Below are 11,347 nucleotides of genomic sequence, written 5' to 3'. Positions count from 1 at the left end.
TACCGAAACAATCGAAACGACCGCAATCGCCGCATAAGATCAACAGACACGGATCAGCGCTGGCCGCCTCTTACACCACGCCAGTGGACGCGACCATGATCAAGGCAGGGACGAGGGGTTCGTCGCGTCGTTGCGAATCGGCCCAGACCGGCGGCGCATCGTGCATGGCCGGCATGGAGCCCGAGCACCGCAGGTCGATCGTCGCGCGGCGGCTGGACCTGGGTGGCCAGGAGACAATCGGCAGGACGGCACAGCCGCACAATCGCAGAGTCCAGCGACGACGCGTATCCGAGATTCATGGTCGCGTAGCTGGAGAGTCCGTCAGCGATCGAGATATCGGGCCACGAAAACCCCGAGGCCTAACTCGACGACAAAAAGAGCGAAAGTCGCGAGACGCAGGAGCCGCCCAGCACGAAGACCACCCAGCACGGCAAGCGCCCCAGCACGGCGAGCGCCCCAGCACGGCGAGCCCCCCAGCACAGCGAGCGCCCCAGCACAGCGAGCGCCCCAGCACAGCGAGCGCCCCAGCACAGCGAGCGCCCCAGCACAGCGAGCGCCCCAGCACAGCGAGCCCTCCAGCACGGCGAGCGTAGGCACGGAGTCGCCCCGGCGAAGGGACGCAAGGCACAAAGCCTCCGGCAACGGAGACCGCCACCCCGACGTGCACCAAATCACCGAGCGCGCAAGCAAACGACATGAGCCCGCACAAGTGACCTCCCGCAGCAGACCAGCCCCGGCGGGACCCCGGCGGCTGCGGGAGCAGCGGCCACGTCAGTCCATCTTGCTCCAGGTGGCCAGGTCTTCAGCCACGGTGCGATCGCCGTCGATGCGGACGTCGGTCAGGGGAATGCGGCGGTACAGCGTCAGGACCAGGTCGCTGGCCGTGGCCTGGACCCTGGTCACCGGGTCGCCGCTGGCCGATGGGTCGGCCTTGGCTCCGGCCGGGGAGAGGTCCAGCGTCCAGGACGGGCCCTCGATCGCCTGGAAGGCGACTCGAGCCGGACGGTGTGGCCATGGGCCGAGGGAGCCCAGCCCGACGGTGAGGAACTCGCTGACCCCGTCGACCGCGACAGCGGCCGGGAGCGGCTCGGGGCGGCCGATGGTCTCCTGGGCGTCGTAGGCGTGCACCGCCGCCTCCTGCACCTGGTGACGGGCGACCGCACCGGCGGTCAGCGGGGCACCGGAGTCGGCCCACCACGTCCAGCAGGGTGCGTCGGGGCCGGCGTCGCGCAGCGCCGCGAGCAGCAGTTCGGTGGAGGTCGCGGACCACTGCACGAGATCGCCGTGTGGCTCCCGATCACCGATCCGGTCGCGGGAGGGCGGGCCCGACTCGTCGCCGGCGGCCACCGCGGCGGCCCAGAAACGGTGGACGCCGCCCAGGTGGGCGACCAGGTCGGTGAGCGACCAGTCGGGGCAGCCGGGGACCGTGGCGGTCAGGTCCGGCGCGACGGCGACGGCGTCGCGCAACGCCGCGGACCGTGCCTCGATCAGCGCGAGGAGCTCGGGAAACGGCGGAGTCGAAGTCATGTCCAGTTTCTACCACCGGCATACGACAAAACGGCGGCACGTGTGATCACGTGCCGCCGTCAGGCGTACCTAAGAAATGGGGGTCAGACGTTTGATCACGTGCCGCCGTCAGGCGTACCTAAGAAATGGGGGTCAGACGTTGAAGCCGAGTGACCGGAGCTGGTCCCGGCCGTCGTCGGTGATCTTGTCGGGGCCCCACGGCGGCAGCCACACCCAGTTGATCCGGAAGTCGTCGACGAGACCGCCGCCGGGGCCGGTCGTCAGGGCCTGCCGGGTCTGGTCCTCGATGACGTCGGTCAGCGGGCAGGCCGCCGAGGTCAGCGTCATGTCGATGGTGACGACGTTCTCGTCGTCGACGTGGGTGCCGTAGACCAGGCCGAGGTCGACCACGTTGATGCCGAGCTCGGGGTCGACGACGTCCTTCATCGCCTCCTCGATGTCCGCGATCGACGCCTTCGGCTTGCCGGAGCCGGCAGATGCCGGAGCGGCGGCAGAAGCCGGAGCGGCGGCAGAAGCCGGAGCGGCGTCGGCGGGACCGTCGCCGGAGATCGAGTCCGAGGCCACCGCGTCGGCCGAGGCCACCGCGTCGGCCGGGGCCACGTCGGCGTCCGGCGTGGCCGACACGCTCACCGACGGCGTCTCGACCGGCTCGCCGGCCTCCGCCGCTGCGGCACGCTCCTCGGCCAGCCAGTCGGGCACCTCTTCGCCCGCGCCGGGAGCGGCGCCGGAAGCCGGGGCCGAGGCAACGGTCCGGGCGGTATCCACTGATTCAGTCATGCCTTCACCTCCGGGCTCACGCCCACGTCCACACCGGCTCGCGCCGCGGCGTCCTTGAATGCCATCCACGGCAGCAGCGCGCACTTGACCCGCGCCGGGAACTTGGCCACCCCGGCGAAGGCGATCCCGTCGCCGAGGACCTCCTCGTCGGGTTCGACCTGGCCGCGGCTCTGCATCAACTCCACGAAGGCGTGGTGGATCGCCGAAGCCGCGGCGGGGGATTTGCCCTGCACCAACTCGTACAACACCGACGCCGACGCCTGGCTGATGGAGCAGCCGAGTCCATCGTACGAAATATCGGTCAGATCGGATTTGACCCGGACGGTGATCTCGTCGCCGCACGTCGGGTTGACGTGATGCGCCTCACCGTCGAAGGGATCCCGCAGGCCACGGCCGTGCGGGTTCTTGTAGTGATCGAGGATGATCTCCTGATAGAGACCGTCGAGCATCATCAGCCGAACACCTTCCGGACCTGATCGAGGCCGCGCGCGAGGGCGTCGATCTCCGCCGTGGTCGTGTAGAGGTAGAACGACGCCCGGGTCATCGCGGGCACACTGAACCGCGAGCACACCGGCCGTGCGCAGTGGTGCCCGACACGCACCTCGACGCCGAGCGCGTCCAGGATCTGTCCCACGTCGTGCGGGTGTACCCCATCGACGCCGAACGACACCGTGCCACCGCGTCCCTCGATCGTGGCGGGGCCGAAGATCCGCACATCGGGGACCGACGAGAGCGCGTCCAGCGCGTATCGCGTGATGGCCTGCTCGTGCTCGTGGATCGCCTCCATGCCGAGCCCGGTGAGGTAGTCGACGGCCGCGCCGAGCCCGATGGCCTCCGTGATCGGCGGGGTGCCTGCCTCGAACCGTGCGGGCGGGGCAGCGAAGGTGGTGCCGCCCATGGTGACCGTCTCGATCATCGAGCCGCCGGCCAGGAACGGCGGCATCTGCGACAGCAGGTCGAACCGGCCCCAGAGGACGCCGATGCCGGTCGGGCCGAGCATCTTGTGCCCGGTGAAGGCGATCAGGTCAGCGCCGAGCGAGCCGACGGAGATGGGCAGGTGCGGCACCGACTGCGAGCAGTCCAGCATCAGCAGGGCACCCACGGCTTTGGAACGCGCGGCGATCCGGGACACGTCGTTGACCGTGCCGAGCACGTTCGACATGTGAACCAGAGAGACGATCTTGGTTCTCTCGGAAACGAGATCATCCAGTGCGGACTCGTCCAGCCGGCCGTCGTCGGTGATGCCGAACCACTTGAGCGTGGCCCCGGTCCGCTCGCACAGGAGCTGCCACGGCACCAGGTTGGAGTGGTGCTCCATCTCGGAGATCACCACCTCGTCGCCGGGCCCGAGGCGCAGCATCTGCCCGAGCGAGTACGCCGCGAGGTTGATCGCCTCGGTGGAGTTCTTGGTGAACACCACCTCGTCCGGGCTCGCCGCTCCGATGAAGGTCGCGATGCGGGCCCGGGCGCCCTCGTAGGCCTCGGTCGACTCGGTGCCGAGCGTGTGCACGGAGCGGGACACGTTGCCGTTGTACCGCTCCTGGTGCGCACGCATGACGTCGAGCACCTGAACCGGCTTCTGCGAGGTGTTGGCGCTGTCCAGGTAGACCAGCGGGTGGCCGTTGACCTCCCGCTCGAAGATCGGGAAGTCCTTACGGATCCGCTCGACGTCGAGGCTCATCAGTGACCCCTCAGGCCTTCACCAGGTACTTCTTGTAACCCTCGGCCTCGAGCTGTTCACCGAGCTCCGAGCCGCCCTCCTCGACGATCCGGCCGCCGACGAACACGTGCACGAAGTCCGGCTTGATGTAGCGCAGGATCCGGGTGTAGTGGGTGATCAGCAGGAAGCCGGTCTCACCGGTCGCACGGACCCGGTTGACGCCCTCGCTGACGACCTGCAGCGCGTCGATGTCGAGGCCGGAGTCGGTCTCGTCGAGGATCGCGATCTTCGGCTTGAGCAGCTCGAGCTGCATGATCTCGTGCCGCTTCTTCTCACCACCGGAGAAGCCCTCGTTGACGTTGCGCTGAGCGAACGCCGGGTCCATCTGCAGCTTCTCCATGGCGCCGCGCAGCTCGCCGGCCCAGGTGCGCAGCTTGGGAGCCTCACCGTCGATCGCGGTCTTCGCGGTACGCAGGAAGTTCGCGACCGACACGCCTGGGACCTCGACTGGGTACTGCATGGCCAGGAAGAGGCCGGCCCGGGCGCGCTCGTCGACGCTGAGCTCCAGGATGTCCTGGCCGTCCAGCGTCACCGAACCGCCGGTGATCTCGTACTTCGGGTGCCCGGCGATGGAGTAGGCCAGCGTCGACTTGCCGGACCCGTTCGGGCCCATGATGGCGTGCGTCTCGCCCGACTTGATGGTGAGGTCGACCCCGGCGAGGATCGGCTTCAGCTCGCCATCCGGCAGCTTCACCGAAACCTGCAGGTCGCGGATCTCCAGGGTGCTCACGGCTCTACTCCATTGCTAGGTGTCGTCGAAACGTAGATGTCGCCGTCGCGGATCTCGACGGGGTAGATCGCCACCGGGCTGAAGGCGGGCGGTCCGGAGGGTTCGCCGGTGCGCAGGTCGAAACGGGAGCCGTGCAGCCAGCATTCCAGCGTGCACCCGTCCACCTCCCCCTCGGAGAGGGCCACGGAGGCGTGGCTGCACTCGTCGCGGACGGCGTAGAACTGATCGTCGTCGGCGTGGACGATCGCGACCTCGACACCGTCGACCTCCACCTGGAGGGCGGTGCCCTTCGCGACGTCCGACGCCGGACCGACGTTCTCGAAAGTCACTACTGACCCGCCTCGGCCAGACGAGCCTCGATGGCGTCGCCGAGCCGCTCGCGCAGGGCCTCGACCGGGATCTTGTTGATCAGCTCGGCGAAGAAGCCGCGGACGACCAGCTTGCGGGCCTCCGGCTCGGGGATGCCGCGAGCCATCAGATAGAACAACTGCTCATCGTCGAAACGCCCGGTTGCGCTCGCATGCCCGGCTCCGGCGATCTCACCGGTCTCAATCTCGAGATTGGGTACGGAGTCCGCGCGCGCCCCATCCGTGAGGAGCAGGTTCCGGTTGATCTCGTACGTGTCGGTGCCGGTCGCCGCGGCCCGGATCAGCACGTCGCCGACCCAGACGGTGTGCGCCGACGAACCCTGCAGCGCGCCGCGGTAACCCACGTAGCTACGGCAGTCGGGCACGCTGTGGTCGACGAGCTGCCGGTGCTCGTGGTGCTGGCCCGAGGTCGCGAAGTAGACGCCCCACAGCTCGGCGTCGCCGCCGCGGCCCGTGTACTCCACCGAGGTGAACTGGCGGACCAGGTCACCGCCGAGGGTGACCTGCACGTGCTGGACGCGGGCGTCCCGGCCGACCCGGAACTTGACGTGCTGCGCCTGCACCGCGTCGTGGTCCCACTCGGCGAGCGTCACGAAGGTCAGCTGCGCGCTGTCGCCGATGACGACCTCGACGTTGTCGGCCAGGGTGACCGAACCGGTCTGCTCCAGCACGATCGTGGCCTTCGCGAATGCGCCCACCTTGACGTAGGTGCGCGCCGCCGCGGCGTCCCCGCCCTTGCCGACCAGCCGGATGACGACCGCCTCGGCGGGCTCGGCCTCGGGCGCCACCTCGATCAGGGTGACGCCGGCCGCCGCGCCGAACGCGAGCGCGCTGACCCGGTCGAACGGGGTCAGCACCGGCTCCACACCGTCGGCCGTCGACACCGTCACGCCGGCGGGCAGGTCGCCGTGTTCCACGGCGGGGGCCGCCCCGCTCAGCGACGTGGCGGTGACCAGGTCACGCAGCCGCTTGAGCGGGGTGAAACGCCACTCCTCCTCCAGGCCGTTCAGGGCCGGGAAGTCGGTGACGTCGAAGGAGCGCAGCACCTGCGACTTGGTGCTCGGCGGGGCGATGGCCTCGGTAGTCATTTCGTCCTTTAATTCCGCGTTTCTCAGGGGGATGGCCGGGCGCGCGGGTGATTAACCCACGGCCCCTTCCATCTGGAGCTCGATGAGGCGGTTCAGCTCCAGCGCGTACTCCATCGGGAGCTCCTTGGCGATCGGCTCGATGAAGCCGCGCACGATCATCGCCATCGCCTCGTCCTCGGTCAGGCCACGGCTCATCAGGTAGAAGAGCTGGTCCTCGCTGACCTTGGAGACGGTCGCCTCGTGTCCCATGTTGACGTCGTCCTCGCGGATGTCGACGTACGGGTACGTGTCGGACCGGGAGATCGTGTCGACCAGCAGCGCGTCGCACTTGACCGTGCTCTTCGAGCTGGACGAGCCCTCCAGGACCTGGACCAGGCCGCGGTACGACGTGCGGCCACCACCGCGGGCGATCGACTTGGAGATGATCGTCGACGAGGTGTGCGGCGCGGCGTGCACCATCTTGGCGCCGGAGTCCTGGTGCTGGCCCTCGCCGGCCATGGCGATCGAGAGCACCTCGCCCTTGGCGTGCGGGCCGGTCATGTAGACCGCGGGGTACTTCATGGTCACCTTGGAGCCGATGTTGCCGTCGATCCACTCCATGGTCGCGCCCTCTTCGCAGGTGGCGCGCTTGGTGACCAGGTTGTACACGTTGTTCGACCAGTTCTGGATGGTCGTGTACCGCACGCGGGCGTTCTTCTTCACGATGATCTCGACGACCGCGGAGTGCAGCGAGTCGGACGAGTAGATCGGCGCCGTGCAGCCCTCGACGTAGTGCACGTACGAGCCCTCGTCGGCGATGATCAGCGTTCGCTCGAACTGGCCCATGTTCTCCGTGTTGATCCGGAAGTAGGCCTGCAGCGGGATGTCGACGTGCACACCCTTCGGCACGTAGATGAAGGAGCCGCCGGACCAGGTCGCCGTGTTCAGCGCGGCGAACTTGTTGTCGCCGACCGGGATCACGGTGCCGAAGTACTCCTGGAAGATCTCCGGGTGCTCCTTGAGAGCCGTGTCGGTGTCGAGGAACAGGACACCCTGCTGCTCGAGGTCCTCACGGATCGCGTGGTAGACGACCTCGGACTCGTACTGCGCGGCCACGCCGGCGACAAGACGCTGCTTCTCCGCCTCGGGGATGCCCAGCTTGTCGTACGTCGCCTTGATGTCCTCGGGCAGGTCCTCCCAGGAAGCGGCCTGCTTCTCGGTGGAGCGCACGAAGTACTTGATGTTCTGGAAGTCGATGCCGGTCAGGTCGGCGCCCCAGTGCGGCATCGGCTTGCGGCCGAACAGCCGCAGGCCCTTGAGCCGGAGGTTGAGCATCCACTCGGGCTCGCTCTTCAGCGCGGAGATGTTGCGCACCACGGCTTCGGACAGGCCACGCTGCGCGGCGGCGCCGGCGACGTCGGCGTCGGCCCAGCCGTACTCGTACTTGCCAAGAGCGGCCAGGTGCTCTTCCTGAGTGACGATCTGGTCAGTCATGTATCTGTCCTAACCGTGTGTTCGGCGTGGTGCGTACCGCGGGTGGGGATGTGCGTGGTGCACACCCCGTCGCCGTGCGCGATGGTGGCGAGGCGCTGCACGTGGGTGCCGATGAGCCGGGAGATGACTTCGGTCTCGGCGTCGCACAGCTGAGGGAACTCGGCAGCCACGTGAGCCACCGGGCAGTGATGCTGGCACAGCTGCCCGCCGGACGCGATCGTCGAGGCGTTGGCAGCGTAGCCCTCGGCGGTCAGCACCTCGGCGAGAGCCTCCGCCCTGGCGATCGGATCAGGGTCGGCCTCGCGCAGCGCCGCCTGACAGCGCTCCTCGAGAGCCTTGACCTGAGCCGTGGCGAAGGCCGAGACGGCCTCCGGCCCGTGCTGCTGGGAGATCCAGCGCAGCGCGGCGGTCGCGATGCCGTCGTAATGATGTGGGTTGAGATCCTCGCGAGCGGCGGCGGTCAGGACGAATGCCTTTGCCGGGCGGCCACGGCCACGGGGCTTGTCACGGCGCAACTCGCGGGTCTCGACGAGACTCTCGGCGAGCATCGCGTCGAGGTGTTTGCGGATGGCGGCTGAACTCAAGCCTAGCGCGGCGCCGAGCTCCGCCGCGGTCGTGGCGCCACGCTTCAGCAGGAGCTGGACGACGCGGTCCCGGGTGCGCCCGTCGGCCGCGGCGGCCGGAGCCGTCACGCCGATCTGGATCAGCACCTCGTTTTTCACTACGCCAACGTTACGTATTTCATGTGAGCCCTGCAAACCCGGCCCCGGTGATCCACCCCACCGGCAGGCGGAGCTGGGAAAATCAAGATCAGATGCGAGCGTACGATGCGCGGGGTGAAGTCCTCCACGGTGCGCCTTGCGTCCGCTTTCCTGGCCCTGCCTCCCGTTCGGTGGTGCGGTGCTTCGCTGCGCGGGCTGGCGCTGGCCTCGGTGATCGCGAACATCGGGATCATCGTCACCGGCGCGGCGGTGCGGCTCACCAAGTCCGGCCTGGGCTGCCCCACCTGGCCGCGGTGCACCGACGACTCGTACGTCTCGACGCCCGAGATGGGGATCAACGGCGCCATCGAATTCGGCAACCGGCTGCTCACCTTCGTCCTCGTGGCGATCGCCGTGGCCTGCTTCCTCGGCGCTCTGGCCCGCCGGCGCCGCTCGCTGACCAGGCTGTCCGTCGCGGTCGCGCTCGGCATCCCCGGTCAGGGCGTCATCGGCGGCATCACGGTGCTCACCAACCTCAACCCGTGGGTGGTCGGCCTGCACTTCATCCTCTCCATCGCGCTGGTCGCCGGGGCGTACGCGTTGTGGCGCCGCGTCGACGAGGGCGACGGTGAGCCCGTCCCGCTCGTCCCCGCCCCGCTGCGCCACCTGGCATGGGTGATCACGGCGGCGAGTTTCGCGGTGATCGCGGCCGGCGTGGTGGTGACCGGCAGCGGCCCGCACTCCGGTGACCAGGGCGCCAAGCGCAACGGCCTGGACCCGGAGCAGATCTCCCAGGTGCACGCCGACCTGGTCTTCCTGCTGATCGGTCTGACCGTTGCACTGTGGTTCGCGCTGCGTGCCGTGAACGCCCCGGCCGCCGCGATCCGCGCCGCGGCCGTGTTGTTCTGGGTCGAGATGGCGCAGGGCCTGATCGGCTTCGTGCAGTACTTCACCCACCTGCCGGTGCTCCTCGTCGCCGCGCACATGCTCGGCTCCGGCCTGGTCTGGGTCGCCACCCTGTCGGTGCTGTGGTCGTTGCGCTCCCGCCCGGCCCTCCCGGCCACGACGGCCGCCACCCCTGCCGCGATCCCCGAGCCGGCCACCACGCACTGAGCCCACCCCGGCCAACCCGCAACCCGCCCCAAACAGCGTGGTGAACTACGGCTCACCCCCGGCCACAGATCACCACACACAAAGGCCGGCCAACGCCGCGTGGTGAACTACGGCTCACCCCGGGCACAGATCACCACACACAGGGTCAACCGGCACTGCGTGGTGACCTGTGGCCCGATACGAGCCGCAGGTCACCACGCAGGGGTCGAACGGTCAGATGCGGGAGAGGATGGCGTCGGCGAGCCGTGAGGCGGCGCCGGGCGCGTGCAGCAGGAAGAGCGACGGCTCGGTGAGCTCCAGCTCGATGAGCATCGGTGCCCCGTCCGGGCCGGGGATGAGGTCGACCCGGGCGTAGAGCAGCCGTTTGGCCCCGCCGGGAACGAACTCGAGCACCCGGGCCGCCAGGTCCAGCTCGGCCTCCGACGGCGTACGCGGGGTGATCTGTTCGTCGTTCATGTCGACCGGCACGTCCCCGCGGGCGGTGAGCATCGGGCCCTTACGGATGCCGTGGCTGAAGGTCAGCTCGCCGTCGGCGTCCGGGGTGCAGAGCACCGCGGTCTCCCCGGCGGTGTCCACGGCGGACAGATAGGGCTGGATCATCGCGGTGCGCCCCGAACCGGTGAGCCGCCGGACGTGAGCCGCCGCGGCCCCGGACTGCTCGGGCATCAGATAGCGGGCGGTGTCCCGGCTGCCGGCACTGACGGTCGGCTTGACCACCCATTCACCGGCGGCCGGCGGCGTCCAAGCTGCCCCAGAGCCAAGGGCACCGGAACCAAGGGCACCAGAGCCAAGGGCACCGGAACCAAGGGCACCAGAGCCAAGGGCACCGGAACCAAGGGCACCAGAGCCAAGGGCACCGGAACCAAGGGCACCAGAGCCAAGGGCACCGGAACCAAGGGCACCAGAGCCAAGGGCACCGGAACCAAGGGCACCAGAGCCAAGGGCACCGGAACCAAGGGCACCGGAACCAGCCGCACCAGAACCGACGGCGGCGGAGTCGCCCGCAATTGAGCCGAGGGAGGCGGGGCCGGCCGCGCGTGAACCCACGGCGTCAGGACCGACGAACTCCGTCGGGATGATCGGGATACCGGCCGCGGCGAGTTCGCTGAGGTAACGCTTGTCGGTGTTCCACTCCACGATGTCGGCGGGGTTGGCCAGTCTCGGAACAGACCGCGCCCACGACAGGAACCGCTCGTGGTGATTCATGTAGTCCCATGGGGACCGGATCACGGTGAGGTCGTAGACGGACCAGTCAGCCGCCGGGTCGTCCCAGCGGACCGCGTCGACGACCACCCCGCGCTCGCGCAACGCGTCGCGCAGGGGGTGGTCGTCCTCCCAGAGGTCGGGAAAACCGGCACAGGTCACCAGCGCGACGCGGGCGCTCGGGCCCATCAGCGAGCCATGCTCCGGCGCGACATCGACCGCCACAGGTCGTTGCTGGGCCGCATCTGCTCGAGGAGCTCCCGCTCCCACTCGTTCTCCACCTTCACTCCAGCGTGGTCGCACGCCTCGCGCGCGACACCGGTGTCCGGGGCGAACTGGTCGGACCACTCGCCGTCCTCTCCGACCAGGACGATGCGGGCGCCGCGCTTACCGACGTACTCGATCACCGCCTTGGCGCCGCCGTGTCCGGCGGCGAAAGACTTGATCTCGGAGGTCAGTGTCGTAACGGAACCTTCTGCCATGCTGCGCAGCCTAAGCAGTCAGCCAGGTCGCTGGGGTCACTCCGATCGGTTTTTGTGACTCCAATTACCTGCAGGTTTCAGAATTCCGCGCAATGTTATGTGCAGGTTACGCCCGAATTGACCGCTGCTATTGAATCAACTGATCGAGTGACGGACAGTGATTGA

General features: G+C 68.7%; 12 protein-coding genes. 1 reads left to right on the top strand and 11 read right to left on the bottom strand.

Translation table 11 applies throughout. The annotated features are described in order from the left end of the window. Positions 1-771: 771 nt before the first annotated feature. The 9 genes from CLV67_RS11095 to CLV67_RS11055 all read right to left on the bottom strand — a co-directional run bounded on the left by CLV67_RS11095 (position 772) and on the right by CLV67_RS11055 (position 8,405). Positions 772-1,527 carry a maleylpyruvate isomerase family mycothiol-dependent enzyme gene (locus CLV67_RS11095; protein ID WP_106317081.1) on the bottom strand — a complete coding sequence of 252 codons (756 nt, stop codon included), beginning with the start codon at positions 1,525-1,527 and terminating at the stop codon, positions 772-774. 132 nt (positions 1,528-1,659) lie between these two features. Continuing rightward, a complete protein-coding gene (locus CLV67_RS11090; protein ID WP_373873205.1) occupies positions 1,660-2,076 on the bottom strand; it encodes a metal-sulfur cluster assembly factor in 417 nt (138 codons plus the stop codon). Positions 2,077-2,300: 224 nt separating this feature from the next. Beyond that, positions 2,301-2,756 (bottom strand): Fe-S cluster assembly sulfur transfer protein SufU, encoded by a 456-nt coding sequence (sufU, locus tag CLV67_RS11085; RefSeq protein WP_106317080.1) that lies wholly within the window; start codon positions 2,754-2,756, stop codon positions 2,301-2,303. After that, entirely contained in the window at positions 2,756-3,985 is a 1,230-nt protein-coding gene (locus CLV67_RS11080) for a cysteine desulfurase (RefSeq protein ID WP_106317079.1), read from the bottom strand. The genes sufU and CLV67_RS11080 overlap by 1 nt, the downstream gene beginning before the upstream one ends. Positions 3,986-3,995: 10 nt before the next feature. Then, positions 3,996-4,754 carry a Fe-S cluster assembly ATPase SufC gene (gene sufC, locus CLV67_RS11075; RefSeq protein ID WP_106317078.1) on the bottom strand — a complete coding sequence of 253 codons (759 nt, stop codon included), beginning with the start codon at positions 4,752-4,754 and terminating at the stop codon, positions 3,996-3,998. Beyond that, complete coding sequence (locus CLV67_RS11070) at positions 4,751-5,083, bottom strand: Rieske (2Fe-2S) protein (RefSeq protein WP_106317077.1); 333 nt, start codon at positions 5,081-5,083, stop codon at positions 4,751-4,753. Before CLV67_RS11070 ends, sufC begins: the two co-directional genes overlap by 4 nt. After that, positions 5,083-6,210, bottom strand: a complete 1,128-nt coding sequence (gene sufD / locus CLV67_RS11065) for a Fe-S cluster assembly protein SufD (protein ID WP_106317076.1) — start codon at positions 6,208-6,210, stop codon at positions 5,083-5,085. Before sufD ends, CLV67_RS11070 begins: the two co-directional genes overlap by 1 nt. A 51-nt stretch (positions 6,211-6,261) precedes the next feature. Next, positions 6,262-7,683, bottom strand: a complete 1,422-nt coding sequence (gene sufB / locus CLV67_RS11060) for a Fe-S cluster assembly protein SufB (RefSeq protein WP_106317075.1) — start codon at positions 7,681-7,683, stop codon at positions 6,262-6,264. Next, complete coding sequence (locus CLV67_RS11055) at positions 7,680-8,405, bottom strand: helix-turn-helix transcriptional regulator (RefSeq protein WP_106317074.1); 726 nt, start codon at positions 8,403-8,405, stop codon at positions 7,680-7,682. Before CLV67_RS11055 ends, sufB begins: the two co-directional genes overlap by 4 nt. A gap of 150 nt (positions 8,406-8,555) precedes the next feature. Between CLV67_RS11055 and CLV67_RS11050 the strand changes: the two genes are divergently transcribed. Then, complete coding sequence (locus CLV67_RS11050) at positions 8,556-9,497, top strand: COX15/CtaA family protein (RefSeq protein WP_373873204.1); 942 nt, start codon at positions 8,556-8,558, stop codon at positions 9,495-9,497. A gap of 213 nt (positions 9,498-9,710) precedes the next feature. Here CLV67_RS11050 and CLV67_RS53255 read toward each other — a convergent pair whose 3' ends face one another. Beyond that, positions 9,711-10,925 (bottom strand): TrbL/VirB6 family protein, encoded by a 1,215-nt coding sequence (locus tag CLV67_RS53255; protein WP_249037942.1) that lies wholly within the window; start codon positions 10,923-10,925, stop codon positions 9,711-9,713. Further along, complete coding sequence (locus CLV67_RS11030) at positions 10,889-11,182, bottom strand: hypothetical protein (protein WP_106317072.1); 294 nt, start codon at positions 11,180-11,182, stop codon at positions 10,889-10,891. Before CLV67_RS11030 ends, CLV67_RS53255 begins: the two co-directional genes overlap by 37 nt. Positions 11,183-11,347 lie beyond the last annotated feature (165 nt).

Source organism: Actinoplanes italicus, from assembly GCF_003001815.1.
Taxonomy (GTDB): domain Bacteria; phylum Actinomycetota; class Actinomycetes; order Mycobacteriales; family Micromonosporaceae; genus Actinoplanes; species Actinoplanes italicus.
This window is presented reverse-complemented; position numbering and strand designations above follow the sequence as displayed.

Coding starts and splice junctions, on each gene's coding strand:
- CLV67_RS11095 (WP_106317081.1), bottom strand. CDS start 1,527: ATGACTTCGACTCCGCCGTTTCCCGAGCTCCTCGCGCTGATCGAGGCA.
- sufU (WP_106317080.1), bottom strand. CDS start 2,756: ATGATGCTCGACGGTCTCTATCAGGAGATCATCCTCGATCACTACAAG.
- CLV67_RS11080 (WP_106317079.1), bottom strand. CDS start 3,985: ATGAGCCTCGACGTCGAGCGGATCCGTAAGGACTTCCCGATCTTCGAG.
- sufD (WP_106317076.1), bottom strand. CDS start 6,210: ATGACTACCGAGGCCATCGCCCCGCCGAGCACCAAGTCGCAGGTGCTG.
- sufB (WP_106317075.1), bottom strand. CDS start 7,683: ATGACTGACCAGATCGTCACTCAGGAAGAGCACCTGGCCGCTCTTGGC.
- CLV67_RS11030 (WP_106317072.1), bottom strand. CDS start 11,182: ATGGCAGAAGGTTCCGTTACGACACTGACCTCCGAGATCAAGTCTTTC.